The 25,623-nt window shown below is 63.7% G+C and carries 24 protein-coding genes; 10 read left to right on the top strand and 14 right to left on the bottom strand.

What is annotated here, in order from left to right:
- Positions 1-121: 121 nt before the first annotated feature.
- The 5 genes from dxs to ASD63_RS22535 all read right to left on the bottom strand — a co-directional run bounded on the left by dxs (position 122) and on the right by ASD63_RS22535 (position 5,588).
- A complete protein-coding gene (gene dxs, locus ASD63_RS22555) occupies positions 122-2,035 on the bottom strand; it encodes a 1-deoxy-D-xylulose-5-phosphate synthase (RefSeq protein ID WP_034801149.1) in 1,914 nt (637 codons plus the stop codon).
- Positions 2,036-2,281: 246 nt separating this feature from the next.
- Positions 2,282-3,205 carry a pirin family protein gene (locus ASD63_RS22550; RefSeq protein WP_034801152.1) on the bottom strand — a complete coding sequence of 308 codons (924 nt, stop codon included), beginning with the start codon at positions 3,203-3,205 and terminating at the stop codon, positions 2,282-2,284.
- 165 nt (positions 3,206-3,370) lie between these two features.
- Positions 3,371-3,622, bottom strand: coding sequence for an exodeoxyribonuclease VII small subunit (locus ASD63_RS22545; protein ID WP_034801154.1), 252 nt, complete (start codon positions 3,620-3,622; stop codon positions 3,371-3,373).
- A gap of 2 nt (positions 3,623-3,624) precedes the next feature.
- Positions 3,625-4,554 carry a histone deacetylase family protein gene (locus ASD63_RS22540; protein WP_034801156.1) on the bottom strand — a complete coding sequence of 310 codons (930 nt, stop codon included), beginning with the start codon at positions 4,552-4,554 and terminating at the stop codon, positions 3,625-3,627.
- Positions 4,555-4,616: 62 nt separating this feature from the next.
- Positions 4,617-5,588 (bottom strand): zinc-dependent alcohol dehydrogenase family protein, encoded by a 972-nt coding sequence (locus ASD63_RS22535; RefSeq protein WP_034801158.1) that lies wholly within the window; start codon positions 5,586-5,588, stop codon positions 4,617-4,619.
- Between the two features lie 16 nt (positions 5,589-5,604).
- Here ASD63_RS22535 and ASD63_RS22530 point away from each other — a divergent pair, with 16 nt between their 5' ends.
- Positions 5,605-6,006, top strand: a complete 402-nt coding sequence (locus ASD63_RS22530) for a thioesterase family protein (protein ID WP_034801160.1) — start codon at positions 5,605-5,607, stop codon at positions 6,004-6,006.
- A gap of 188 nt (positions 6,007-6,194) precedes the next feature.
- Here ASD63_RS22530 and ASD63_RS22525 read toward each other — a convergent pair whose 3' ends face one another.
- The 5 genes from ASD63_RS22525 to ASD63_RS22505 are packed head-to-tail and all read right to left on the bottom strand — an operon-like array spanning position 6,195 to position 10,740.
- Positions 6,195-7,376 carry a thiolase family protein gene (locus ASD63_RS22525; RefSeq protein ID WP_060529849.1) on the bottom strand — a complete coding sequence of 394 codons (1,182 nt, stop codon included), beginning with the start codon at positions 7,374-7,376 and terminating at the stop codon, positions 6,195-6,197.
- Positions 7,354-8,856 (bottom strand): AMP-binding protein, encoded by a 1,503-nt coding sequence (locus tag ASD63_RS22520; RefSeq protein WP_060529833.1) that lies wholly within the window; start codon positions 8,854-8,856, stop codon positions 7,354-7,356. Before ASD63_RS22520 ends, ASD63_RS22525 begins: the two co-directional genes overlap by 23 nt.
- 4 nt (positions 8,857-8,860) lie before the next feature.
- Positions 8,861-9,424, bottom strand: coding sequence for a biotin transporter BioY (locus tag ASD63_RS22515; RefSeq protein WP_034801167.1), 564 nt, complete (start codon positions 9,422-9,424; stop codon positions 8,861-8,863).
- Between the two features lie 36 nt (positions 9,425-9,460).
- Positions 9,461-10,066: an energy-coupling factor transporter transmembrane protein EcfT gene (locus tag ASD63_RS22510; protein ID WP_082572959.1), complete on the bottom strand. Its 606-nt coding sequence runs from the start codon at positions 10,064-10,066 to the stop codon at positions 9,461-9,463.
- Positions 10,060-10,740, bottom strand: a complete 681-nt coding sequence (locus ASD63_RS22505) for an ABC transporter ATP-binding protein (protein WP_034801169.1) — start codon at positions 10,738-10,740, stop codon at positions 10,060-10,062. Before ASD63_RS22505 ends, ASD63_RS22510 begins: the two co-directional genes overlap by 7 nt.
- A 132-nt stretch (positions 10,741-10,872) precedes the next feature.
- Between ASD63_RS22505 and ASD63_RS22500 the strand changes: the two genes are divergently transcribed.
- From ASD63_RS22500 to ASD63_RS22490, 3 genes are all read left to right on the top strand, one after another.
- Positions 10,873-12,069, top strand: a complete 1,197-nt coding sequence (locus ASD63_RS22500) for a winged helix-turn-helix domain-containing protein (RefSeq protein ID WP_034801172.1) — start codon at positions 10,873-10,875, stop codon at positions 12,067-12,069.
- Between the two features lie 136 nt (positions 12,070-12,205).
- Positions 12,206-13,621, top strand: coding sequence for a metalloprotease TldD (gene tldD / locus ASD63_RS22495; RefSeq protein WP_034801178.1), 1,416 nt, complete (start codon positions 12,206-12,208; stop codon positions 13,619-13,621).
- Positions 13,622-13,627: 6 nt separating this feature from the next.
- Positions 13,628-14,284: a hypothetical protein gene (locus ASD63_RS22490; RefSeq protein WP_051659574.1), complete on the top strand. Its 657-nt coding sequence runs from the start codon at positions 13,628-13,630 to the stop codon at positions 14,282-14,284.
- 25 nt (positions 14,285-14,309) lie between these two features.
- Here ASD63_RS22490 and ASD63_RS22485 read toward each other — a convergent pair whose 3' ends face one another.
- Positions 14,310-15,587 (bottom strand): D-alanyl-D-alanine carboxypeptidase family protein, encoded by a 1,278-nt coding sequence (locus ASD63_RS22485; protein WP_082572958.1) that lies wholly within the window; start codon positions 15,585-15,587, stop codon positions 14,310-14,312.
- Between the two features lie 245 nt (positions 15,588-15,832).
- Here ASD63_RS22485 and ASD63_RS22480 point away from each other — a divergent pair, with 245 nt between their 5' ends.
- Positions 15,833-16,864 carry a polysaccharide deacetylase family protein gene (locus ASD63_RS22480; protein ID WP_034801463.1) on the top strand — a complete coding sequence of 344 codons (1,032 nt, stop codon included), beginning with the start codon at positions 15,833-15,835 and terminating at the stop codon, positions 16,862-16,864.
- A gap of 33 nt (positions 16,865-16,897) precedes the next feature.
- Here ASD63_RS22480 and ASD63_RS22475 read toward each other — a convergent pair whose 3' ends face one another.
- Both ASD63_RS22475 and pdxH read right to left on the bottom strand, forming a co-directional pair.
- Positions 16,898-17,104, bottom strand: coding sequence for a GNAT family protein (locus ASD63_RS22475; RefSeq protein ID WP_256385271.1), 207 nt, complete (start codon positions 17,102-17,104; stop codon positions 16,898-16,900).
- A gap of 397 nt (positions 17,105-17,501) precedes the next feature.
- Entirely contained in the window at positions 17,502-18,191 is a 690-nt protein-coding gene (pdxH, locus tag ASD63_RS22470; protein WP_082566261.1) for a pyridoxamine 5'-phosphate oxidase, read from the bottom strand.
- A 71-nt stretch (positions 18,192-18,262) separates the two neighbouring features.
- On the opposite strand from pdxH, the gene ASD63_RS22465 reads away from it, so the two are divergent.
- The 4 genes from ASD63_RS22465 (at position 18,263) to ASD63_RS22450 (ending at position 21,685) form a co-directional block, all read left to right on the top strand.
- On the top strand, positions 18,263-18,715 hold the full coding sequence (locus tag ASD63_RS22465) for an RT0821/Lpp0805 family surface protein (RefSeq protein ID WP_034801195.1): 453 nt from the start codon (positions 18,263-18,265) through the stop codon (positions 18,713-18,715).
- 219 nt (positions 18,716-18,934) lie between these two features.
- Positions 18,935-20,026 carry a DnaJ C-terminal domain-containing protein gene (locus tag ASD63_RS22460; protein ID WP_034801202.1) on the top strand — a complete coding sequence of 364 codons (1,092 nt, stop codon included), beginning with the start codon at positions 18,935-18,937 and terminating at the stop codon, positions 20,024-20,026.
- A 208-nt stretch (positions 20,027-20,234) separates the two neighbouring features.
- A complete protein-coding gene (gene fabI / locus ASD63_RS22455; RefSeq protein WP_034801205.1) occupies positions 20,235-21,053 on the top strand; it encodes an enoyl-ACP reductase FabI in 819 nt (272 codons plus the stop codon).
- Positions 21,054-21,100: 47 nt separating this feature from the next.
- On the top strand, positions 21,101-21,685 hold the full coding sequence (locus tag ASD63_RS22450; RefSeq protein ID WP_034801207.1) for a histidine phosphatase family protein: 585 nt from the start codon (positions 21,101-21,103) through the stop codon (positions 21,683-21,685).
- Positions 21,686-21,841: 156 nt separating this feature from the next.
- Here ASD63_RS22450 and ASD63_RS22445 read toward each other — a convergent pair whose 3' ends face one another.
- Positions 21,842-22,102, bottom strand: coding sequence for a DUF1344 domain-containing protein (locus tag ASD63_RS22445; RefSeq protein ID WP_034801209.1), 261 nt, complete (start codon positions 22,100-22,102; stop codon positions 21,842-21,844).
- 296 nt (positions 22,103-22,398) lie between these two features.
- Between ASD63_RS22445 and ASD63_RS22440 the strand changes: the two genes are divergently transcribed.
- Positions 22,399-25,578: an EAL domain-containing protein gene (locus ASD63_RS22440; protein ID WP_060529832.1), complete on the top strand. Its 3,180-nt coding sequence runs from the start codon at positions 22,399-22,401 to the stop codon at positions 25,576-25,578.
- Positions 25,579-25,623 lie beyond the last annotated feature (45 nt).

Below are 25,623 nucleotides of genomic sequence, written 5' to 3'. Positions count from 1 at the left end.
TTGCCGCCGCAATGGCAAGCCCCCTGTGCTCGCAGCCATCGAGCCCTTCCTGCAATTCCGTCCGGAAAAGCAAAAACCCCGGGGACGAGCCGGGGTTTTTGCTTGAAGTCGCACGGAAGCCTCAGCCGGCAGCGCCGATGCCGATATCCTGCTTTTGGCCGAGTGCCTTGAAGACGGTCGAGACGATGCCGGCGCGGTCGAGGCCCGCGGCGGCATACATGGCCTCGGGCTTGGCCTGTTCCATCCAGACGTCGGGCATGACCATCGGACGAACCTTGAGGCCGCCGTCGAGCAGGCCGTCCTCGGCGAGGAACTGCAGCACGTGGCTGGCAAAGCCGCCGACGGCACCTTCCTCGATGGTGATCAGCACCTCGTGGTTGCGGGCAAGCTCGCGGATGAGGTCATGGTCCAGCGGCTTGGCAAAGCGCGCATCCGCGACCGTGGTCGAAAGCCCGGCGGCGTCGAGGTCTTCTGCGGCCAGCAGACAGTCGGCAAGGCGCGTTCCGAAGGAAAGCAGCGCCACCTTGGAGCCCTCCTTGACGATACGGCCCTTGCCGATCTCGAGGATCTGGCCCCGCTCCGGCATCTCGACGCCAACGCCTTCGCCGCGCGGATAACGGAACGAGATCGGGCCGGCGTCATAGGCAGCAGCCGTGCGCACCATGTGCTTCAGTTCCGCCTCGTCGGCAGCCGCCATCACCACGAAGCCGGGAAGGGTGGCGAGATAGGTCGTGTCGAACGAGCCCGCATGCGTCGGACCGTCGGCGCCGACGAAACCGGCACGGTCGATCGGGAAGCGCACCGGTAGGCCTTGGATCGCCACGTCGTGGACCACCTGGTCGTAGCCGCGCTGCAGGAAGGTCGAATAAAGCGCTGCGAACGGCTTGTAGCCTTCGGCGGCAAGGCCGGCGGCAAAGGTTACGGCGTGCTGCTCGGCAATGCCGACATCGAAGCAGCGCGACGGATGGACCTTGGCGAACTTGTCGAGCCCGGTGCCGGACGGCATGGCGGCGGTGACGGCGACGATCTTGTCGTCGAAGCCGGCTTCCTGCGTCAGCGCATCGGCGAAAACAGAGGTATAGGCGGGCGCGTTCGGCTTCGCCTTCGCCTGGGCGCCGGTGATGACGTCGAACTTGTTGACGCCGTGGTACTTGTCGGCGGCAGCTTCCGCCGGCGGATAGCCCTTGCCCTTCTGCGTCACCACATGGATCAGCACCGGACCTTTGGCGTTGTCGCGCACGTTGCGCAGCACCGGCAGCAGATGGTCGAAGGAATGCCCGTCGATCGGGCCGATATGGTAGAAGCCCATCTCTTCGAAGAGCGTGCCGCCGGTGACGTAGCCGCGGGCATGCTCGACCGCGCGGGTGATCGCCCGGTCGACGGTCTTGCCGAGATAGGCCGTCAGCTTCTTGCCGACTTCGCGGATGCCCATATAGGTGCGGCCGGAGGCAAGGCGCGCGAGATAGGCGCTCATCGCGCCGGTCGGCGGCGCGATCGACATGTCGTTGTCATTGAGGATGACGATCAGCCGCGCGTCGAGCGCACCGGCATTGTTCAGCGCCTCATAGGCCATGCCGGCCGAAAGCGCGCCATCACCGATGACGGCGATGACATTGCGGTTCTTGCCGTCGAGGTCGGCGGCGACCGCCATGCCGAGGCCGGCGGAAATCGAGGTCGAGGAGTGCGCGGCACCGAAGGGGTCGTATTCGCTCTCGGCGCGGCGGGTAAAGCCCGAGAGGCCGCCTTCCTGACGCAGCGTGCGGATGCGATCGCGGCGGCCGGTGAGGATCTTGTGCGGATAGCACTGGTGGCCGACATCGAAGATCAGCCGGTCATGCGGCGTGTTGAAGACCTTGTGGATGGCGATCGTCAGTTCGACGACGCCAAGGCCCGCGCCAAGGTGCCCGCCGGTACGCGACACCGCGTCGATCATTTCTGCCCGGACTTCTCCGGCAAGCTGCGGCAGATCCTTGTCGTCGACCTTCTTCAGATCGTCGGGATAGGTCACCTTGTCGAGCAAGGGAGTAGCCGGCATCGGATTGGTTGGCAGTTGTGTCACGCTGCATGCCTCATGCGCGCCCCAAAGGTCGGGCGCGCGATAGTTGGTGGGTACCGTCGAAGCGGCTCTTTAGACGCAATCGTTGCTGAATGCAAAATTAGGCGTTCCTGCGTCGTCAACCAAGAGACTAGCGCATGATTCTGTGAATCGAAATCGATTCAAGCGCCATGAGGCAATGTTGCGCGGTTTTCCGCATCCATCCTGTGCCACTTTAGGTCGCGGTCAGCCCTCGGGCAGCGGAACGAATTCCTCTTCGTCTCCGGGCACGATGTCGAAGCGTCCGCTGCGCCACTCTTCCTTGGCTTTCTCGATGCGCTCCTTCGAAGACGAAACGAAATTCCACCAGATGTGGCGGGACGACCCGAGCGCAGCACCCCCGAAGAGCATCACGTGACAACCCTGCGGTCCGGCCGTGACCGTGATCTCGTCGCCGGCACGGAAGACGAGCAGCTGGTTGTCTGCAAAATGATCGCCGGCAATGATCGCCTCGCCGGAGAGGATATAGAGCGCGCGCTCTTCCCATTGCGCCGCGAAGGGGGCGCTCTTGCCGGGTGCAATGTTGAGATCGACATAGATCGTGTCGGTGAAGACCGAGACCGGCGACTTCGAGCCCTCGAAGTTGCCGATCACCACCCGCGCCTTGATGCCGTCGTCGCTCATATGCGGCAGCATGCGTTCTTCGGTATGGCTGAAGATCGGGTCGATTTCTTCCTTGTGATCGGGCAGCGCCAGCCAGGTCTGCAGGCCCGAGATCGAACGGTCGTGGCCGCGCTGGTTCTCGGGCGAGCGCTCTGAATGCACGATGCCGCGGCCGGCCGTCATCAGGTTCACGTCGCCGGGACGGATGACCATCTCGGTGCCGAGGCTGTCGCGGTGCTTGATCTCGCCGTCGAAGAGATAGGTGACGGTCGAAAGACCGATATGCGGGTGCGGACGCACGTCGATCGCCTCGCCGGCGCGCAGCAGCGCCGGACCCATGCGATCGAAGAAGATGAAGGGGCCGACCAGGCGGCGCTTGGCTGTCGGCAAAGCGCGACGAACCTGCAGCCCGCCGATGTCGCTGGTGCGCGGAACGATCAGATGTTCGATGGCGTCGCAGGCGGGCTTGTCGCCGGCGAGCGGGTCGGGGCCTGGAAAGAAAGACATGGCGCGTGCTCCCGTTTTTGCTGTCGCTTCAAGTCCTAACGCCTATGACATCAGGCGGGTAGGGGCGAAGCAAGGACGCAGTGTTTCCGCGCGACGATCAATCCGATCTTGGCAATTCCGGGAAAAGCGTGAAGCGATTTTCCGCCCGGAATTGCGATGAAACGATCAGTCGGCGTCGAGCGGCTCCACGCCCTGCGGTCTGCCGGCGCGGTCGAGGCGGATCTTTTCGATGCGGTCCTCGGCGGCCTTCAACAGCGCCTCGCAATGCTTCTTCAGCGCTTCGCCGCGCTCGTAGATCTCGATCGACTTGTCGAGGGCGACATCGCCGCGCTCCAGCGCCGAAACGATCCGCTCCAGTTCCTCGACGGCCTGCTCGAAGGAGAGGGCGGAAACGTCCGGTTGCGTAGTGGTGTTCATGTCTACCCTCTCATCAGTCTCAAGATGTGCAGGCCGGCCGATTCGGCCAGGCCCTGAAGGTCATAGCCGCCTTCGAGCAGGCTGACCATGCGGTTGCCAGCGCTGCGATCGGCGATCTCGTGCAGACGCCCGGTCGCCCAGTCGAAATCCTCGGCGACGAGATTGATCTGCGCCAGCGGATCGCGGTGATGCGCGTCGAAGCCGGCGGAGATCAGGATGAAGTCCGGCCGGAAATTGGTGAGTGCTGAAAGCACGCGGCTGCGGAACGCCTCGCGGAAATGTTCACTGCCCATGTTCGGCGACAGCGGCGCGTTGACGACATTGCCCTTGATACCCGTCTCGTCCTTGGCGCCGGTGCCGGGATAGAGCGGCATCTGGTGCGTCGAGCAGAAGAGCACCGAGGGGTCGTCCCAGAAGATGTCCTGCGTGCCGTTGCCGTGGTGCACGTCCCAGTCGACGATCGCGACCCGCTCGGCGCCGTGGACCTTCTGGGCATAGCGGGCGGCGATCGCCACCGTGTTGAAAAGACAGAACCCCATCGCCTTGTTCTTCTCGGCGTGGTGTCCTGGCGGCCGCGCCGCGACGAAGGCGTTGTCGGTCTCGCCGGTAAAGACGGCGTCCACCGCTGCGGTCGCTCCGCCGATCCCGGTTAGCGCCGCGTCGAGGCTCAAGGGGCTGGCACAGGTGTCGGCCTCGAAATGGTTGAGGCCTTCCTCCGGAATGGCGCGCCTGACGGCAGCGAGATGCTCTTCCGGATGTGCGAGCAGGACGAGATCCTCACTCGCCTTCTTCGCCTCGATCCGCTTGAGATCGGAGAAGTTCGGATGTTCGAGCGCAAGGTTCAGCGCCTTCAGCCGGTCCGGCCGCTCGGGATGCCCTTCCGGAACCTCGTGTTCCAGAAAGACCGGGTTTTCATAGAGGAACGTGGTCATGCCCGGAACCTAGTGCGCCCACCCTGCAAGGTCCATGGCGAGCCGGTCGAAAGGCGCAATTTTCAACAGCGCGGATCGATGAGCAGCTTGCCGTCGCGGCTCGGATCCGCCTGATGCGCGAGCGCCGCGTCGAGCTTGCTTAGCGGATAGATTTCGGCGATGCGGCTGGAAAAGAGACCCGATCGCAAACCTTCGAAACTCTTGGCAAAGGCCGCTTCGATCACGGGTCGCCCGGCCGAATGCACCCAGGTCCGCAGCCACAGGAAGGAGAAGCGGATGTCCGGCCGCGCCTGGATCGCCGCCTGCGGCACCGGAACGCCGCTGAGCGCCCCATACTGGATGAAGGCGCCGCCCGGTTCGAGCGTGCGCAGAATAAGATCGCCGGCAAACGGACCGCCAACAGCGTCGATGATTGCGTCGAGGCGAAGCTGCGGCACGCGGCCCTCGTCGCCAAACACGATGTGGCCGGGGACCCCGGTTGCCAGCCGCTCGGCGCTGCGCGCGCTGCGGACGATCCCGGTGGCATCCGCGTCTTCGCCGGCCAGCAGCTTCATCAGCATGCCGCCGATCGCCGACCCTGCCGCGGTGACGCCGATACGGCGGCCACCGAGCGGGCCGAAATGTTGGCGCAGCGCCTCGACCAGTTGCAGCGCCGTCAGCGGATTGACGTAGCAGGTGGCCGCATCGGTCTCGCCGATGTCGTCGGGCAGGGCGAAACACCATTCGGCCGGCCGGATCAGATATTCCTGCCAGAGACCGCTGGCACCGATGGGCACCACGCGATCACCGGGTTTCAGCGACGTCACGCCAGGGCCGACGCGCGTCACCGTGCCGAAGCCTTCGAAGCCCGGCACGAAGGGCAGCGTGGTGCGGGCGCTATAGGCGCCAGTCACCGGGATGAGATCGGACGGGTTGATGGCGGCAAGCGACAGCGCAACCTCGACTTCGCCCGCCGCAGGCGCCACGCGCCCGGCGTCGACCATCGCAATCACTTGCCGGGGATCACCGAACTGGCTAACGAGGGTGGAGCGCATCGTCAGGGAGCCTCGCATGGACGGCAGGGAGCTGGAGAACGTCACGGAAATCCGGATTCCGTTTCGCGATATAGACATGCACGGCCACATGCACAATGCCGCCTATTATGCCCACGCCGAGGCCGCGCTTTCCAGCCTCTGGCGTCACCGTCCGCATGTGGTGAACGAGCCGAGCTATCTCGTGCGCCGCTCGGCCTGCGTCTATCACCGTGGTCTGCGCTACGACGAGCCGGCCCGTCTTACCGTCAACGTGGCGAAGGTCGGCGGCAGCTCGATCAGTTTTGTCGTCAAGGTCGAAGCACGCGGCCAACTCGCTGCCGAAGTCGAGGTCGTCTGGGTCGCGGTTGATCCGCAGCGACACACGCCGCTGCCGCTGCCGACGGCGACGCGCGAATGGCTGGCGGCCTATTCGGTCTAGCCAAAGCGATTCCGGGAAAAGCGCGCAGCCGTCACAATAGACGACGCTCCAGCTTTCATGGTGTTTTTGGCCCGTCCAGGCAAAAGGCGCCCCCCCCTCTGTCCGGCAGAGCAGAGGGGGCATCTATCTCGTTACCAGACCAGTGTCGCGTACTATGCGAAGCGGTTTTCCGTCCGGAATTGCGCCGCCTAAACCGCGCGAAACAGGGTGACGATGCCCATGCCGCCGCCGACGCCCATCATCGCCAGTCCTTCCGTGCCTTTCGGCGATGCCAGCATCTGCGAGAAAAGCCGGACGGTGAGGATCGCCCCCGAGGCGCCATACGGATGGCCGAGTGCGATGGCGCCGCCGTCGAGATTGACCCTTTCCGCGGCGATATCGAGTTGGTCGAGGCTGCCGAGCACCTGCGAAGCGAAGGCCTCGTTGAATTCGATGAAATCGACCTTTGCCGGATCGAGCGCGGATTGCCGTGCCTTCAGCTTCTGCATTGCCGGGACCGGGCCAAGCCCGAGCAGATTGGGATCGACGCCCGCGGTCGCCGCGTCGACGAATTCGAGTGCGAAGGAAACGCCAAGTCGTTGGGCCTCGGCAAGGTTCGTCACCAGCACCACCGCCGCGCCGTCGTTGATCGGGCAGGCATTGCCGGCCGTTACCGTCCCGCCCTCGACGAAGACCGGCTTCAGCCGTTGCAGCGTCTCCAGCGAAGCATTGGCACGAGGGCACTCATCGCGCGACATAAGGTCCATCGCTGTTTCGACCGGCACAATCTCGCGGGCGAAGCGGCCGGCAACGGCGGCCTCGACCGCGCGACGGTGGCTTTGAAGCGCAAAGGCGTCCTGGCGCTCACGGGAGATCTTGCAGGCGGTCGCGACGTTTTCGGCGGCGACGCCCATATCCGGATCACCGATCTCGTCTGGTGCCATGCGGGCGCGCTTGACCGGCGCGAGTTCGCCGCCGCGCTCCAGCGGCGGTCTCAGGCGGATATGCGCACGGCTGGCGCTCTCGGCGCCGCCGGCCAGGTAGAAACGGCCGGCGCCCGCCTGGATCATCCGTGCGGCAAGGGTGATCGCCTCCAGCCCGGAACCGCATTGGCGGTCGACGGTGACACCCGGCGTCGAGACCGGCAGGCCGGCTTCGAGGGCGGCGAGCCGGGCGAGATTGCCGGCGCTGTTGGCGGCGTTTCCGAGAAGAACGTCGTCGATCTCGCTCGCCTTTACACCGGTATCGCGGAGAATACGGGCGATCAGCGGTGCCGCCAGCTGCGACGGTTCGATATCGCGAAGCGTGCCGTTGACGCGGCCGATCGGTGTGCGGAGAGCGGCGATAATGACAGGTATGCGTGCCGGGTCAGTCGATGAGTTCGAGAGCATCGTTTCCATCCGCGATCCATTGTCTGAGCGTGCCCGCCGCCACCTTGCCCGACTGCGTCATCGGCATATTCAGGCAGAGCCAGATGCGGCGCGGATGCTTATAGCGCGGCAGGTGGGCGGCGAGATGACGCTCAAGCGCTTCTCGATCAAACATGCCGCCTTCCGGCTCGATGACGGCGACGAGTTCGCTGCCGAGATCCGGGTGGTCGAGCCCGAGGACGAGAGCGGCGTGCACGCCGGGATCTGCGGTCAGCGCGGCTTCCACTTCCTGCGGGTAGATGTTGTTGCCGCCCGAAAGCACCATGCCGCCGGACCGGCCGAGGAGGTGCAGGGTGCCGCACTCATCGAGGAAGCCGAGATCGCCGACCGTCGCCAGCGACCCGAGACGACGGAAGCCGGCACCATCGGTGGTGCCGACATACCCGTCGGATATGAGGGCGCTGTCGACGAAGATCGTGCCCGTCTCACGGGTTGGCATTTCGCCCCCCCTGTCGTCGCGAATGCTGAGCGTAACACCCGGGAAGGCACGGCCGACGGCGGTGGCCGAAGCGGTGTCGCCGTTGGTAGCAACACTGATGAAGCCCAGTTCCGAGGCGCCGTAATATTCGATGATATCGGCTTGAGGAAACGCGAGTGCCGCGCTGTCGCGATCGTTTTCGGTCAGCTTGGCGCCGGCGACGGTGATCTGGGTGACGGATGTTTGCGGCCGGTCGGCGGCTGCAGCGCAGAGCCGCCGCAGCATCGTCGGCACCAGCGCCAGTCGCTTGACCTCTTTCGCCTCGACGATGGACATCGCCCGGGAGGCCTCGAAATGCGCGGCCCCGATGAATTCGGCGCCGACGACAAGGGTTTCGGCAAGCGCATAAAGTGTCAGCCCGTGCGCGAGCGGACCGGGCGCAAAGGTGCGGGTGGCGCGGTCGATGCCGAAGAAGGGTTCGCCCGTGGCCAAGCTTCTGCGCCACGAACCGCGATCGCGGATGATCGCTTTCGGCGTTCCTGTCGTGCCCGAGGTGAAGACGATCAGGAATGGCTCGGTGTCGTCGCCGATTGCGAGCGGCTTTCGCTCGTTGCCTTCGGCCTCGCGAAAGGTTCGCGTCTCGCCGCTTGCGGGCGCATGGAGCGAGAGGTTGGCGCCATCGGCCGTGACAATGAGATCGGGCGAAAGGCGATCGTGCATCGTCTGGCGCGTCGCCTCCGGCAGATGCGGATCGATCAGCGCGACGCAGTTGCCGCCGCTGGTGGCGGCCAGGAAGGCAGCGGCGAAGAGCGGGTGATTGCCCGTCTCCAGTGCGATCAGGCGAGAGCGGTCGCCGAGCACGCTGCGGCGTTCGGCAATCCTAACCAAGTCTCCGAAACGTTCGGCAAGTGCGCCGGCGATGCGTGCGAGGTCACCAAAAGTGAAAACCCGGCCCTCGATTTGGAAGGCCGGGGCATGCGGATGGTCTTGCGCGTGGCGATGGATCGCGGCGGCAAACGGCATCGGCTCAGGCGCGGGCCGGCAACAGCGGATAGCCGGCGTAGACCGCGCGTGCGGCAAGCGTCGCGATCGCAGCCTTCAGCAGGTCGCCCGGAATGAAGGCGAGCGAGCCGGCTGCAACGGTCATGAGCGGGGTGCCGGTGACGGCGGAAACCCAGGGCATGCCGATCGCATAGAGCACGACGATGCCGCCGAGGACGGAGGCGAGGAAGAAGCCGATGAACTGGCGCGTTTCGGCCTGGCCTTCGCGCACGGTGCGCTCGGCGATCAGGCCGGTGACGAAGGTGGCAACGACCCAGCCGATGATGAAGCCGCCCGACGGGCCGGCAAAGACCGCAAGGCCGCCGCGGCCGCCCGAAAGCGCCGGCAGGCCGATGGCGACCAGCAGCAGGAACAGCAGGAAGGCGAGCGCGCCGCGCCTGGCGCCGAGAATGCAGCCGGCGAGCATGACGCCCATGGATTGCGCAGTGATCGGGACCGGAATGAAGCCGAGCGTGATCGGCGGAATGAAGCCGAGCACGACGACGATCGCGGCGAAGAGGGCGATGAGCACGAGATCTCTGGTATTCATGTAGTTCCGCTTCCCTGTTTTTTAGAATTCGCGAATTTATTGACGGCGAAATCCGCGCGCGTCAATCGCGGCAGCAATCGTGTCGGCATCTTTCAGCGTCAGGATGATCAGCGGCCCTATGATCGTCAACGGCCGGACGGGCAGTCCGCGGGCGTGATGGGCTTCGCGGATTGCCTGATAGCGCGCAAAGATATCCGGGACGAAGCGCAGTACGAGCCCGAGCGCCAGGCTGACATCGGCCCCCTTCAGCCAGCCCAGCCGTTCCAGCGGGCTCAAGAGGATGGTGATCTCGTCCATGAAGGCGCTGATCGTCGTCGTCGCCGTGACGGCGGCTGCAAACAGAACCAGCGCCATCAGCCGCAAGGTTAACGTGGCGACCTCGGCAACGGACAGGTAAAAGAGATTGACGGCCGCCAGAAAGAAGATCGTCAGGAAGACGAAGCCGACGCGCTTCAGCGCCTCCTTGGGCGTGAGGCCGGCGGAGAGATAAAGTGCGGCGGCCACGATGAAGGCGATCGCCTGAACCGCGAGCGAAGCGCTCAAAAAAAGGCCGATGCTCGACGCCACGAGTGCCATCAGCTTGACCCTGACCGGCAGCCGGTGGAGCAAGCTGCTGCCCTCGATGTGCAGGCTCGTCAGCATCCGGCGATCTCGTGATAGCGGCGGATCGCGTCTTGCGGGTTGCCGTCGAAGGCAAGACGGCCCTCATGGAAGAGCAATAGCCGTTCGACATTCTCGACGAGACCGAGATCATGGGTGATCACCACCGTATCCTCCGGCAGGTCGTCGATCGCCACGGCGACACGGCGGCGGTTCTTCAGGTCAAGCTGGTTCGTCGGCTCGTCGAGGATCAGGATCTTCGGATCGGTAACGACGACGCTCGCCATGGCGACGAGCTGCGTTTCTCCGCCCGAAAGCTCATGCACGCGCCGCCTTGCCAGGTGTTCGATGCCGAAGCGCGAAAGTGCTGCCTGCATGCGGCGGTCGACTTCTTCGCGCGAAAGCCCGCGGTTTTTCAGCCCGAAGGCGATGTCCTCGGCGACGATCGGCATGATCAGCTGGTTGTGCGGGTTCTGGAAGATGAAGCCGGCCTCGGAAAGCACGGCGCGGTCGTCTTTGATCGTATCGAGCCCGTTGACCGTAACGCCGCCGGAGGAAGGCTTCACCAGACCGTTGATCAGCCGGGCGAAGGTTGTCTTGCCGGAACCGTTGAGGCCGATGATGCCGATCCGTTTTTCGTTGAGCGTGAGCGTCAAGGGGTGCAAAGCCACCCGCTCGCCGAAGCGGACCGCGCAATCGGTAAAGCGGATGTCCATTCCGTTCCTCGCTGTCTCCGGCCCGCGCCGTTTTCGGGTTGCTCTATAGGCCAAGTGCGACAACAAGGGCAATGCAGTCCGCGGACCGATGCGGCATTTGAATTATGGGAATAAAAGCCTATTGTTATCGTCATGACGATTCGCCTTTCCAACAGCGACGCCCGTCGCATCTTCCTCGCCAAGCAGGGCCTTTCAGGCGCGCCCAACCGCGCGCTCGGCAAGGAAGGCCTCTTGAAGCTCATCCACGACATCGGCTTCGTGCAGGTAGACAGCATCGCCACGGTGGAGCGCGCCCATCACCAGATCCTGTTTTCCCGCAACCAGACCTATCGTCGAGAGCATCTGACGGCGCTGCTGGAGGACGATCGCGACCTCTTCGAGCATTGGACCCACGATGCCTCGATCATTCCAAGCAGCTTCTTCCGCTATTGGAAGCATCGCTTCAAATGGGAAGGTGAGACGATCGTCGAGCGGTGGAAGGCGTGGCGTGGCGAAGGCTTTGAAAAAGGCTGCGACGACACTTATCAACGTATTGCCGAAGGCGGCCCGGTGCTCGCCCGAGACTTGAAGGAAGCCGAACACCAGTCTGGCGGCTGGTGGAACTGGCATCCGTCGAAGACGGCGCTGGAAGTGCTGTGGCGCACGGGCAAGCTGGCGATCGCGCGGCGCGAGAATTTCCAGAAGGTCTACGATCTCACGGAAAGAGTGATCCCGCCGCACCACAACGAGGATGACGTCAGCCATCCGGAGTTCATCGACTGGGCTTGCCGCAGTGCGCTGGAGCGTCTCGGCTTTGCCACCCATGGCGAGATTGCCGCCTTCTGGGATCTGGTGTCGCCCGAGGAGGCCAAGACCTGGGTGGCGGAGCATCGCGACGAACTCGTGGAAGTGCAGATCGAAGCGATCGATGGTGGACGCCCGCGTGTCGCCTACGCCTTCGCTGGATTCCCGGACGCACTTGGCGATATCCCTGAGCCGCCGGGCCGGGTGCGGGTGCTGAGCCCCTTCGATCCGCTGCTGCGCGACCGCAATCGTACCGAGCGCCTGTTCGGGTTCTATTATCGCATCGAGATCTTCGTGCCCGAGGCCAAGCGCGAATATGGCTATTACGTCTTCCCGCTGATCGAGGGCGACCGGTTGATCGGCCGCATCGACATGAAGGCGGACCGCAAGCGCGGCAGCCTCGATGTCCGCAAGCTCTGGCTCGAAAAGGGCGTCCGCGCCTCGGCAGGGCGCCTGGAACGCATCGATGCCGAGCTCGATCGGGTTGCCCGCTTCGCCGGCGTCGAGCGGGTGGAACGGCTCGACGGCTGGAATACGTCGCTGTAGCGACTTGAGCTGCTGCATGCTTGCGTCGATCAGTGCGGATCGAGGAAACATGCGGCCTGTGATATTTTCCTTGGCTTGAACCCGCCGCCTTCCTAAATGGAGGCGATAGAAATTCCTGACGCGGGAGCGTGCCACTATGAACACCGATCTGATGAGCCTCTTCGATGCCGACGAGGCAACGGTCCGCAAGGTTCTCTCGGAAACGCTCGCCGGTGCCGACGACGGCGAACTGTTCCTCGAACATGCGCAGGCCGAGGTGCTTTCCTTCGACAACGGCCGGCTAAAGGGCGGCAGCTTCAATACCGACCAGGGTTTTGGCTTGCGCGCCGTTGCCGGCGAAGCGGTCGGCTACGCGCATTCCGGCGAACTTTCGCTTTCGGCGCTCCGCCGTGCTTCCGATGCGGTGGCGCAGGTGACGCGCGGTTATGCCGGTTCCTATGCCGCAGCCCCTCAGCGCACCAACAAGAAACTCTACGGCGACGAAAACCCGATCGGCGAACCGAGCTTCGAGGCGAAGGTCGCGCTGCTCCAGGAAATCGACGCCTATCTGCGCGCCAAGGATCCGAAGGTCCGTCAGGTGACGGCGACCATCGCCGCTAGCTGGCAGGTCGTCGACATCCTTCGCGCCGATGGCCACCGCGTCCATGACGTCCGGCCGATGACCCGCATCAACATCTCCGTCGTCACCGGCGAAGGCGATCGCCAGGAAAGCGGCTCCTTCGGCACCGGCGGGCGTCGCGGCTTCGGCGATTTCGTCACCGCGGAAAACTGGAAGCAGGGCGCCGACGAGGCGCTGCGCCAGGCACTCGTCAATCTCGAAGCGATCGATGCGCCCGCCGGCACCATGGACGTGGTGCTTGCCTCCGGCTGGCCGGGCGTCATGCTGCACGAAGCCGTCGGCCATGGCCTGGAAGGGGACTTCAACCGCAAGAAGACCTCGGCTTTTGCCGGCCTGCTGGGCCAGCAGGTGGCCGCCAAGGGCGTGACGGTCGTCGACGACGGCACCATCGAGGCCCGCCGCGGCTCGATTTCGATCGACGACGAGGGCACGCCGTCCGGCTACAACGTGCTGATCGAGGACGGCAAGCTCGTCGGCTACATGCAGGACCGGCAGAACGCCCGGCTGATGGGCATGCAGCCGACCGGCAACGGCCGTCGCCAGGGCTATGCCCATGTGCCGATGCCGCGCATGACCAATACCTACATGCTCTCCGGCGACAAAACGCCGGAGGAAATCATCGCCTCGGTCAAGAAGGGCATCTATGCCGTCTCCTTCGGCGGCGGCCAGGTGGACATCACCTCCGGCAAGTTCGTCTTCGGCTGCACCGAGGCCTACCTGATCGAAAACGGCAAGATCGGCGCGCCGGTGAAGGGCGCCATGTTGATCGGCAACGGTCCGGACGCGATGAAGCGTGTCACCATGGTCGGCAACGACACCAAGCTCGACACGGGCATCGGCAATTGCGGCAAGGCCGGCCAATGGGTACCGGTCGGCGTCGGCCAGCCGCATCTGCGCATGGATCAGATCACCGTCGGCGGCACGCAGGCGTAAGGTCCGATGGCGGTCTTCAAGCTGTCCTTTCTGTCGCCGAAGACCGCCACACCGACGCACGAACTGAGGTTTGATCGCGATGCCGCCGAGATCGCGCGGGCGTTGGGCCTGCGCAACGGCGTCTTCCTGGATCATGCCTGCTACCGTCTGGATCAAGACGACCTGACGCTGCTGGCGTCGGCCGTCGGGCTTGCCTTGCCAGAAACAGGCGAGGAAGCTGAGCTTCGGCGGCCGCATGCGTTCGATACCGTGCCCTATCTGGTGCACACCGGCTATGAGCTTCCGCTGATGCTGGAAGGGCGCAAGCCCTTCGCCTTCTTCAGCGACGATGCCGCGTCGCCCTGGCTTGCCGAAACCAAAGAGTTGTTCGCGCCGCACGTTGCCGACGGAACTTTGCTTGCGGACATGTTCGAGTTCTCGCGGATGTGCCCGACAACGACCGGTGGCGAGAAGGAGCAGAGGGTTCTCTACCTCACCTATGCGTTGCCGGGGGATGAGTGGCGTTTCGAGCGCTTCAGGCAACGCTGCCACCAGCTCTTTTGCAATTGGCGCCCATGGACGGCAGAAGACGAGCGCGAGGAGGGGCTGCTGCTTGGCTATAGCCAGGAGCAGTGCGACTGGTGGCTCGCCAACCGCTTCCGTAGAGCCGTCGTGCAAGAGTGACGAAGGCTCTGAGGCCGGCGGCCAATCAGCCGCGCGACGGCAGCATCATGCAGTCATAGGAGCGCTCTTTGAGGGCATCGCAGGCTGCCGCTGCCGCGTCGCGGCTCGAAAAGCCGACGAAGCGGGCACGATAGATCGCTTTGGCACCCTTACCGACGGCTTCCGTGTAGGGCGTGGCGCCCGCGAGCGGCGCACCGGCTTCCGAGCGCGCCTGCGCCAGCAGCATGCGCGCAGCCTCGGCTGATGGTGCCGCCGAAATCTGGATCTGCCAGCCGCCTGACGCAGCTGGAACTGCAGCCGTCGTTTCGATCTCGGCAAGCTCCGTCGGTCGTTCCGCGGGGATGGCGGACGTCGATGTCGCTGTAATCAGGGCAGCAACCGAATCCCGCTTGGCCCGCTGCGGTGCGGTGTAGGGCATCGGAACCTCGGATGTCGCGACCGCGGCTACTTCGACGGGGGCTTCAATCGTCTTGCCGCCGCGCTTGGATGCCACCAGCTGCCGTCCGCCCTTGGCTGCCTTGCCGACATGGCGATCGAGAAGGGCCGCCATCTTGGCGTCGCGGCTGCGCGCCGTCTTGCCGCCGAGAACGACGCCGACCACCCGGCGATTGCCGTCCTTGACGGCGCTGACGAGGTTGAAGCCGGAGGCATTGGTGTAGCCGGTCTTGATGCCGTCCATGCCGTCGTAGCGGTACATCAGGTTGTTGTGCCCCCGCACCTTGCGGCCGCGGAAATTGAAGCTTTCGGTCGCAAACAGCCGGTACTCCCTGGGGAAGTCGCGCATCAGCGCCACGGCGAGCGTCGACATTTCACGCGCCGTCGTCACCTGCTTGCTGGCAGGCAGGCCGGAGGCATTGATGAAGATGGTCTTGCTCATGCCGAGCTGACGCGCCTTGGCGGTCATCATGCGGGCGAAATTCGCCTCGGAGCCGCCGAGCTTCTCGGCCATCGCTGCCGCGGCATCGTTGCCCGAGCGCACGATCATGCCGAGGACCGCCTCGCGCACCGTGATCGTCATGCCGGACTTGAGGCCGAGCCGCATCGGCGGCTTGGCGGCCGCCGCCTTCGAAACCTTGATCTTGCTGTCCCAGGAAAGCTTGCCGCTCTTCAGCGCCTCGAAGGCCATATAGACCGTCATCATCTTGGTCAGGGAGGCAGGATGATTGAGGACATCGGCGTTTTCAGACGAGAGGACCTTGCCGGTGCGCGCATCGAGCACCAGCGAGGCGCTTCCGGCGACGGCTGTCGCCGTCCCGAGCGCCAGTGCGAAGGTCGCCAGCAGGAGGCAGCGCAAAGTTTTCATATCGATCCCCGTCGAGTAGCGCCCTCGGCAAGGCGCAAAGCTGTTTCGTTTTGTGACAAGATCCGTGTCTTTGCTGCAACTTTAGGGCGGAATGTGGCGAGCCGACCTTGTTTTCGAGGTTGTGGTAAATGGCCGATGAACGCTCTCCCCGTTCAACAAGGTTTAACGCCCTCGCCGTTAACTTTCCAGGCTGTTAGTCCGCGCCGGAACCTCGCGGGCCAGATTTGGGGGCGACCATCAAGGGCATGATCAGGACAATTGTTCGCCGCGCCGCAATTGCCGGTGGGCTGGAAGTCGCGGGGGGGCTGAGCCGCGCCGGGCTGATTGCCAGCGCGCGCGGGCAGGGGGCGATCTTTACCCTGCATCATGTCCGGCCGAAATCTGCCCGTGCCTTCGATCCCAATGCGCACCTGGAAATCACGCCGGAATTCCTCGATGTCGCGTTGAGGACGCTGAAGCGCGACGGCTATCGCTTCACCCCGCTCGAACACTTGCCGGAGGCGCTGGCCGCCAAAGGTGGGCCGGTCGCCTGCTTTACCCTTGATGACGGCTACCGGAACAATCTCGAGCGCGCGTTGCCGGTCTTCCAGCGCCATCAGGCGCCATTCACGGTGTTCGTTACCGGCGGGTTCGTCGATCGCACCCATACGCTTTGGTGGGAGACGCTTGCCGATATGCTCGCAACGAGCGAGAAGCTGCGCTTTGACTTCGGCCGTGGCGTAGAAACATTGCAGGCGTCGACCGCGGCCGAAAGGCATGCCGTCTTCAATCGCATTGCGGCGTTCATTCACGGCCATGATGAGGCAAAGGCGATCGCTTCCTTGAACGCTGCAGCCCTCGATGGCGGCATCGATCCGCAGGCGATTACCGAACGCCTCACACTGGACGAGGCCGGTTTGCGGCGCCTGATCGAAAGTCCTATCGCGAGCCTCGGCGCCCACACGATCAGCCACCGCGCGGTCGCGCGCCTGACGGATGCTGAGGCGCGGCGGGAGATCGAGGGATCGCTGCGGCGCGTCGAGGCGATCACCGGTCGGCCGCCCCAGACTTTCGCCTATCCCTATGGCGACGCGCCGGCGGTATCCGAGCGCGACCACCGCATCGTCGCCGATTTGGGTTTCACCCTGGCCGTCACCACCCAGCCCGGCACGCTCATCGCTCGCGCGCAAGCCAGCCTTTATGCGCTACCGCGCATTTCTCTGAACGGCCATTTCCAGCGCGCCCGCTACGTTTCGGCTCTGGCCTCCGGCATACCGTTCCGCCGGGCGGCCGGCTAGAAAAGGCGACTTGGGCAGCCGAGTGCTTCGACGTCAATTGAAGGCGAAAGCCATGAGAATGCTGTCCTGGTAGACACCGTCGTGTTTCCAGTCGCGAACACGACGGCCTTCGATCTGGAAGTCAAACTGCGCGTAGAGCGCCCGGGCAGCGGCGTTCTCATGAAGGACGGAAAGCTCGATGCGTTCCAATCCGCGTTCGCGAGCGCGTTGCATCGCCAGTTGCAGGCGGCGGCGTCCAATTCCCTTCCCACGTTACCGAGGAGCCCCATGCCCACGGTCCCGACATGCGCCGAACGGGTGAGGCATCCAGCCGGATATCGCACCAGCCGACCACGCGATCGTCGACTGCAACGATCTGGGCGCCCGGGCGCGATGCAGGACTGTCATGTATGCGGCATCCGTCGAAGGGTGGTGCGCTTAGCCGTGAAAGCCAGCGGCCTTCCTGGGCGACGTCATCGAGGCAGCGGTGACAACCGGCTATATCGTCGAGCGTCGCGTCACGAACATCGATCGTCATCAATAGGCACTCAACGAAAATGCCCGGCTCGGGCCGGGCAAAAGAAAAGATCCGCTCGGCCACCTGCATGGCCGAGCGTCGTGATTGCATCTGGCGCCTCTCTTGCGACGGACGCGCGGCTTATGGGTACATACGCACCTTTTCCCAGCCGCCTTCGGGTGCCTCGCGGCGAAACTCCATCCGGTCATGAAGCCGGAAGGGGCGGTCGTGCCAGAATTCGATCGACGTCGGGCAGATGCGGAAGCCTGACCAATAGCTTGGGCGCGGGATTTCGCCGAGCGCGTGGCGGGCCGTGTATTCGGCAACGGCCTTTTCCAGCGCGAAGCGGCCTTCGAGTGGCCGCGACTGCTTCGAGGCCCAGGCGCCGATGCGGCTGCCGCGCGGCCGGCTCTTGAAATACTCGTCGGCCTCCTCGTCGGTGACGATCTCGACCGGGCCGCGCACGCGCACCTGCCGACGCAGCGATTTCCAGTGAAAGCACATCGCCGCCTTGCGGGCGCCAAGGATCTCCTCACCCTTCTGGCTTTCGAAATTCGTGTAGAAAACGAAGCCGCGCTCGTCGAAACCCTTAAGCAGCACCATGCGGACATTCGGCAGTCCGTCGGCATCGACGGTTGCGAGCGCCACCGCATTCGGGTCGTTGATCTCGCTACCTTCCGCGTCCTTCAGCCATGTGCCAAACAGGGAAAAGGGTTCATTTGATTCGGTGAAGTCACCGCTTGTTAACTCATTCGCCGCCATATTGCGTTCCAATGCCGTGATGTCTGGCGCGGAAATACTTCGGGATGAGCCCGACCGGTGTTTCCGCATCGAAAATGTCGGAGCCTGTATGTTGACCTTGTCGAGAAACGTGCGGCTCCAGCGAGTCTGACAGGATTGCCGTGCAAGACATAGCAAAGTGGATCGACGCCAAGAAGGGGTATTCCTTCGCCTTGCTGCGTAGCGCGGCAATTTGCCTGCCGGTCCTGGCGCTGTCCGGCTGCATGGGGGCTGGCCTCGACCTTTTCGGCAGCGGAGTCGACCGCACGGTTTCGACGGGCACAGTTCCCGTTGCCAAGACCTCCGATGGCCTTTCCGATGCGGTGATGGTTCGCAACGCCGTGACATCGGCCGAGCTCAACAGCGGCGCCATCAATCCTATTCCCTGGGCCAATGCGACCTCCGGCAGTGCCGGTGTCATCAGCAGCATCCAGGAAGACCGCGCCAGCGGCATGCTCTGCCGCCGCTTCACCACGACGCGTCATTCCTACGAAGGCATCGCCAAGTTCGACGGCAGCACTTGCCAGGGCGGCGACGGCGCCTGGTATCTGACGAGCTTCGGCCCGCGCGCCTGAGGGAGCGTTCGACGCAAGCCGTTGAAATCGGTGATTAACCACGTTTTGGCAAATGCGCGCATGACGGCCGACGTTGCCGTCTCAACGGCCACATGAGGCCGCGTGGCTAACCACTATTTAGCAACTTCTCCGGATCATCGGTGTTCAGTGGACGGGCGACAATGGCGCCTGCAATCGGGGCAAAGGCGGGCATCAGGGAGAGGCCGCCGATCAGAGAAGATGGTAGAAACCATGCGTGATCCCTATGTGATCCTCGGGGTGCGGCGCAATGCCGGGCAGGATGAAATCAAGGCCGCCTGGCGTTCGCTGGCAAAGGCCGTGCATCCGGACCATAACCAGGACGATCCCAACGCCGCGGAGCGTTTTGCCGAAGCCGGCAAGGCCTATGAGCTGCTGCGCGACCCGAAGCTCAGAAGCCGCTACGACTATGCGCGCCGCGAAGCCGAGCTTCGTCGCATGGAGGCGATGAAGGCAAAGATGCGGCCTCAGGAAGAGGCGCCGGTCGACGCCGAGACCGCCGAGGACGCCATTTCACAGATTTTCGGCGCGGAGACCCGCAGCAAGTCGGCCCGCCCATCGCCGAAGCCGACGCCGAAACCATCGCCCAAGCCGGCTGCGGCAGCAAAGGAGCCGGAGCGCCCGGCCCAGGCTTCCGAAAGCAAGCCGGAACCAGCCCTCGAACCGCAGCAGGAAAACGCTCTCAAGACAGAGACTCCGCTGATGCAGCGTGCAGCAGCACCGGCCGCCGAGCTTGTGGCGGCGATCGTCCGGCGCATCCGGGGTCGCGCGGCAAAGACGGCCGAGAAGGTCCCGGATCTTCCCGTCGATCTCGCCGTCAGTATTGAGGACCTGATCAGCCGCCAGCGCCTCAGCGTCGAGCTTCCCGACGGCGAAAGCCTGAAGGTGCAGATCCCTCCGGGCGCCGTCGACGGTCAGAGCATTCGTCTGGCGGAGCAGGGCTATCGGGTGACCGGCATGACCCGTGGCGACGTCGTCGTCACGCTCAGGGTCGACCAGGGCGGGACGTTCCGCGCCCGCGGCCTCGATCTCATGACCACCTTGCCGATCGATCTGCAGGGCGCCGTGCTCGGCTGCGAACAGGTGCTCGAAACCCCGGTCGGGCAGGTTACGGTGGTCGTGCCGGCCTGGTCCGGCTCCGACAAGGTCCTCCGCCTTGCGGGCAGCGGGATGCCCGGTGCTTATGGTACGCATGGCGATCTGCTGGTCGAATTGCGGCTGGTCCTGCCCGAGGCGCCCGACGACAAGATCACCGATCTGATGAAGTCGCAGCGCGACGGCCTCTATCTGTGACAGGCCATTTGTGACAGTTCGCTGACACACTGAACCAATATTACGGGGACTAACAGTTCCTGATCTCAGCCGTGCTTGAACCACCCTTGCGGCTATGCCATAGGCAATTCTCGACATTTTGCCGCACCCGTTCTCGTGGGGCGTCTGTGACATTTTTGATCTTTGGCACCGGCGACGGCCGATGCTGGAATAGTATTGGGGACTTACCATGGCTCAGGCATCCGGTCTGATGAAGGGCAAGCGCGGCGTCATCATGGGCGTTGCAAACAACCGTTCCATCGCATGGGGCATTGCCAAGGCCATCCACGCGCAGGGTGGTGAAGTTGCGTTGACCTATCAGGGCGACGCTCTGAAAAAGCGCGTCGAGCCGCTGCTCGCGGAAATCGACGGCTTCATGGCCGGCCATTGCGACGTCAGCGACGAAGCCACCATCGACGCGGTCTTCGACGCGCTTGAGAAGAAGTGGGGCAAGATCGATTTCGTGGTGCATGCGATCGGCTTCTCCGACAAGGACGAACTGACCGGCCGCTACGTCGATACCTCGGCCGACAACTTCGCCAAGACGATGCAGATCTCGGTCTATTCCTTCACTTCGGTTGCCCGTCGCGCTGAAAAGCTGATGACGGACGGCGGATCGATGCTGACGCTGACCTATTACGGCGCCGAAAAGGTCATGCCGAACTACAACGTCATGGGTGTCGCCAAGGCTGCCCTGGAAGCAAGCGTCAAGTACCTCGCCGTTGACCTCGGCCCCAAGAACATCCGCGTCAACGCGATTTCTGCAGGCCCGATCAAGACGCTGGCCGCTTCGGGCATCGGCGACTTCCGCTATATCCTCAAGTGGAACGAGTACAACGCGCCGCTGCGCCGCACCGTCACCATCGAGGAAGTCGGCGACGTCGGCCTCTACATGCTTTCGGACCTGTCGCGCTCGGTTACCGGTGAAGTGCACCACGCCGACAGCGGCTACCATGTCGTCGGCATGAAGGCTGTGGACGCGCCCGATATCTCCGTGATCAAGGACTGACCGAACCGCCAAGGCGGATTCGGCAGCCTGCTGCCCGGAGACATGTTGTGCTGATCTATGTGATCCGTCACGGACAGACCGACTGGAACGCCGAAAGCCGGCTCCAGGGGCAAAAGGATATCCCTCTCAATGATTTCGGTCGCCAGCAGGCGACCGGCAACGGCGTGGCGCTTGGAGGCATCCTCGGCGCCGATGCCCGGCATTTCGACTTCGTCGCCAGTCCGCTCGGCCGCACGCGCGAGACCATGGAGCGTGTCCGGCGGGCCATGGGGCTCGATCCGGACGCCTACCGCACCGACGAGCGGCTCAAGGAAGTTTCCTTCGGCGATTGGGAAGGGCACACGCTGCCAGAACTCAAGCGCTCTGCGCCACAGAGGATCGCCGAGCGGCGCGCGGTGAAATGGGACTTCATTCCGCCCGGTGAGGATGCCGAGAGTTACGAAATTCTGTCCTGGCGCATAGCCGCCTGGCTCAGGGACGTGACGAAGCCGACGGTCTGCGTCAGCCACGGCGGCGTCATTCGCGTGCTCTTCAAGCTTTTCGGGGAAATGGAAGCCGAGGAGGCCGCGACCGCGGCGATCCCGCAGGACCGCCTTCTGCGCATCTCCGGCAATGCCATCGGCTGGGTCTGATAGCCTGAAGCGTAGGGCGTAGATTGGCGCAGCGACGCGCAAAGCGCTTCACATGGATGCCCGCGCGAGGGGCATCCGATAAAAGGTCATTTTCCAGAAATGTGAAAATCCGGTTCGGGCGAACCGCGCAGCGGCCTGTAGGAAAGGCCGCGCTTTCTATTGAACGATTTCGAGATCGTTGATGACCCGCTTGCCGTCCACTTCCGTGTAGAAGACGAGAACCTTTACGCCGGCCTTCAGGCCCTCGAAATTGAATTCCTCGGGCGCCTGATAGTTCTTGCCGTCGTCAAGCGACAGGCTCAGCCTTTCGGTATCAACACCCGTAATGGTAGCTTCAACGTCGGCGCTTTCGGCAAGGGCGGACAAGGGGGAGAGCAGCCCTGCGGTGGCCATGAGTGCGGCAATAACAAAACGCATTCTTCTTGCCCTCTTCAACGTTTCTGCGAACATCCTTGTCACTCCCCTTTGATCCCCGATTGTGGCAAAAATTGCCTTGCGGCGTGGCTTTTGGCCGGACGCCCCCGCTTTTTTGATGGTCTATCCGAACTCTGGAGACTGGACGGCGGTACCGTATTTTTCAAGCGGGCAGGGGCCGAACTCCGGGTATCGGCGGGGTGGTTTCCCCATGAATTATAGGGTTTGCCAAGGAATTGTGACGAAAGCCAATCTTAAGACTCGCTCGCTACCTTTGGTTGGGGATCGAGGGGAAGAGATTGAAGATCATTGATGTTCTGCGCCAGCGCATTCGGGCCGCCGCCAGATTTGCGAAACCCTCGCTCATTCCGGCGGCGATCGCGGGCCTCGTCGTGTTTACGGGCGGGCATGTCTATGAGCGGCAAAACCGTGAAAACTTCCAGAACGACCTCAGGATCGACGTCGAGAACGAACTGAACCTCATTGCCAACCGCCTGCAATCGGAGGTTAACACCAGCATTGCCGCGCTGAACGGTTTTGCCAACAGCATCGGCGTGCATCCGGCCATGACAACAGACGATTTCACCGTCATGGCGACGAAGCTCCTCCTGCAGAATCCGCAAATGGTGCGCGCCTCGGCAGCGCCCGGTGGCGTCGTGCGGATCGCCTTTCCGCGCGAGAGCCAGCAATGGTTCGTCGGCAGCGACTTCAACCGATTCGGCGCGACAAGACATGCCATCGAGCGCGCGTCCTCGACGGTTAGGCCGGTGATGATCGGCCCGATCCGGTTGCCAAGCGGTCGCAATGGTTTCGAGCTGTTCCTGCCAGTCTTTTCCAAGATCCAGGGACGCATGGAGCGTTGGGGCTACGTCGAGGCCATACTCGACGAGAAGGCGCTGTACCGCGCCGCGCGCCTGCGCGAGTCGGGCGGCGAGGCGCCGGAACTGGCGCGGGACCACCGCCATGTCGACGTTCACCTGGCGATCCGCGATATTTCCGAGCCGGACCGCATACAGGATGCGTTCTATGGCGACGACGCTCTTTTTCGCGCTGCGCCGGTCAACCGCCGGTTGGAGCTAGCAGGCGGCGTGTGGGAGCTGGCGGCCATGCCCGTCGGCGGATGGCAGCAGCTTCCCGAAAACAGCATCTTCATCCAATTGGCGATCGCCGTCGCCGTCACGGTGGTGGTTATCCCGATCCTCCTGGCTGGCGGCCTCGTCAACGAGCGACAGCGCAACATCGCCAAGCTGAAGGCGCGGGAAGGGGAGGTGATGACGCTGTCTCACCGCCTGAACCTCGCGCTCGACGCGTCGAAGATCGGTATCTGGGAAATCGACGTAGAGAGCCAGCAGCGTTCCTGGGACGACCGGATGTTCCACCTGCATGGACTGGAGGTGCATCTGGACGAGCCCACGTACGACGAGTGGCGCGCGACCGTGCATCCCGACGACATAGGTATTGCCGCCAATGCGCTGTTCCGTAGTCTCGATGACGGCCTCGAGTACCGATCGCAGTATCGTGTCATTCTGCACGACGGTACGGTGCGCCACATCCGCAATGTCGGATCCAGCCACCGCGGCGCCGATGGCCGCGCCAAGGTCACCGGTATCAGCTGGGATGTCAGCGACGATGTGCTGAAGAACGAGCGGCTGAGTGCGGCCAAGGCACAGGTCGACCAGCAGAACCTTGAGCTCGAGCAGGCGCTGAAGGGTCTCTACGAGCGTGAACAGGATCTAGAACTCCTGTCACGACGTCTCGACCTCGCTCTTGATTCCTATCGCTGCGGCATGTGGGAGGCCGATCTCGACAACAACGTCGCCTATTGGGACGAGCGCATGCATCAGCTCTACGGGCTGGTCTATACCGACGGCGCCACCAACGAGCAGACATGGCTTCAAGCGCTGCACCCCGATGACCGGCAGCCGGCGCTCAACGCGGTCAATCGCGCCATCGAAGCGGACGAAACCTATGTGCATCAGGTGCGGGTGATATTGTCGGCCGGAACGGTTCGCCACATCCGCTCGGTCGGCAAGCTGCACGTCGCCCCGGACGGTGCACGGAAATTCGTCGGCATGGCGCTCGATGTTACCGACGACGTGCTGATGACGGAACAGTTGCGCGCGGCCAAGGCCATGGCGGACGCAAAGAACGCCGAGCTGGAGCAGGCCCGGGTTCGCATCGAGCACAACGCACTGCATGACCCGCTGACAGGGCTCGGCAACCGCCGCATGCTCGACAAGGCGCTGGAGCGACTGACCCTGGACGCCGGCAGCGACCGTGAGGACATCGCCATCCTTCATATCGATCTCGACCGGTTCAAGCAGATCAACGACACCCTGGGTCACGCAGCCGGCGACGCCATGCTGATCCATGCCTCGGAGATCCTGCGGGCGAACACATCGTCGGGCGACATCATTGCCCGCATCGGTGGCGACGAGTTCGTTGTCGCCGTTACCGGCGAACAGGGCGAGGCGACGCTTGCTGCCCGTTGCGACCGGATCATTGCCGCGATGCGGCAGCCGGTCGACTACAACGGATTTCCCTGCCGTTTTGGTGTCAGCATCGGCGTGGCAGTCGGGCATGGCGCCGACATCGACGCGCGCAAGCTGCTTGTTAACGCCGATATCGCGCTCTATCGCGCCAAGGAGGCGGGCCGGAACCGCTACCAGTTCTTCACCGAGGTGCTGCAGGCGGAAGTGGTGACCGCCAAGCGCATTGCCGACGAGATTTTGGAAGGCATCGAGCGCGACGAATTCGAACCCTGGTATCAACCGCAGTTCGATGCGACGACGCTCGCGCTTTGCGGCGTCGAGGCACTGGTGCGCTGGAGGCATCCGCGCGAGGGCATATTGACGCCGGATCGTTTTCTCGGCATCGCCGACGAACTCAACGTGACGGCGATGCTCGACCGTCTCGTTCTGGAGAAATCTCTCACCGATCAGATGCGATGGGCAGCGGCCGGCATTCGGGTTCCCAAGATCTCGGTCAATGTTTCGGCCAAGCGGCTGCAGGACGACGACCTGCTGTCCTCGCTTGAAGGCATGAGCATCACGCCCGGACAGATCTGTTTCGAACTGGTGGAGTCGATCTTCCTCGACGAAAGCGACGATATCGTCGCCGCCAACATCGAGGGCATCAAGAAGCTCGGGATCGATATCGAACTCGACGATTTCGGCACCGGCCATACCTCGATCGTCAGCCTTTTGAAGATCAAGCCGAAGCGGTTGAAGATCGACCGCCAGCTCGTCGTTCCGGTTTTGAGCGCCCGCAGGGAGCAGGCGTTGGTGCGCTCGATTATCGAGATTGCCCGCTCGCTCAATATCGAGACCGTGGCCGAGGGCGTGGAAACCATGGCGCATGCCGAAATGCTCGGCATTCTGGGCTGTGATGTGCTGCAGGGCTACGCATTTGCCCGGCCGTTGAGCGCGGAGAAGTTTCTCGCCTTTGCAACCGAACGCGGCTTGCGCCTGGCGTCGTGATGAAGGAGGTCGCGTCGGGTCGCAAAAGCCTTTCCCCATCTCCGG

It is taken from the genome of Ensifer sp. Root558 (genome assembly GCF_001427045.1).
Taxonomy (GTDB): Bacteria; Pseudomonadota; Alphaproteobacteria; order Rhizobiales; family Rhizobiaceae; genus Ensifer; species Ensifer adhaerens.
Note: the sequence above shows the minus strand (reverse complement) of the source record. Positions and strands in the feature narration are given on the sequence as shown.